Source organism: Lactococcus sp. EKM203L, assembly GCF_011800585.1.
Taxonomy (GTDB): domain Bacteria; phylum Bacillota; class Bacilli; order Lactobacillales; family Streptococcaceae; genus Lactococcus; species Lactococcus lactis.
In genome coordinates this window covers 1-419 of record NZ_JAALEQ010000047.1, presented here as the reverse complement: position 1 = coordinate 419, position 419 = coordinate 1, and the positions used below count along the sequence as shown (strand labels likewise).

General features: G+C 32.2%; 2 protein-coding genes. Both read left to right on the top strand.

Going from position 1 to position 419, the window contains the following annotated elements; all coding sequences use genetic code 11:
• Positions 1–279 (top strand): alkaline shock response membrane anchor protein AmaP (gene amaP, locus HFD15_RS14035; protein ID WP_136122677.1); only part of this gene is annotated, 279 nt, incomplete at its 5' end.
• A gap of 9 nt (positions 280–288) precedes the next feature.
• The coding region (locus tag HFD15_RS14030) for a DUF2273 domain-containing protein (RefSeq protein ID WP_057720944.1) at positions 289–419 on the top strand (131 nt) is incomplete at its 3' end.

Here is a 419-nt window from a genome sequence, read left to right as displayed (position 1 = left end):
AAGTCTGCCATTGAAGGTTTTGTAGGTGAAAAAGTAAAAGAAAATGATTACCTTAAAAACTCAAAAATCGCTGTTTCACTTTTTAAAAATAAGATAAAAATTGATATAAAAGGTGAGATTATTCCTCGAGTTGAAGTGGCACAAAAAGCCCAAGTTCTGGAACAGGAAATCATTGAAGGCTTAAAAAAATTCTTTGGATTGGAACATACGGTTAAACTTAAAGTAAAAGTCAATACATTAAGTAAAGACGATAACCCTAAACGACAACGTGTTATGTAGGAGGGATCAATGGATTATTTCGAAAAAAATCGATACCCGATTATAGGGGGAATCGTAGGTGCACTCATTGCTGTGTGTATCTTCACTATTGGATTTTGGAAAATGATTCTGGTTTTATTTTTAATTGGATTAGGAATTTA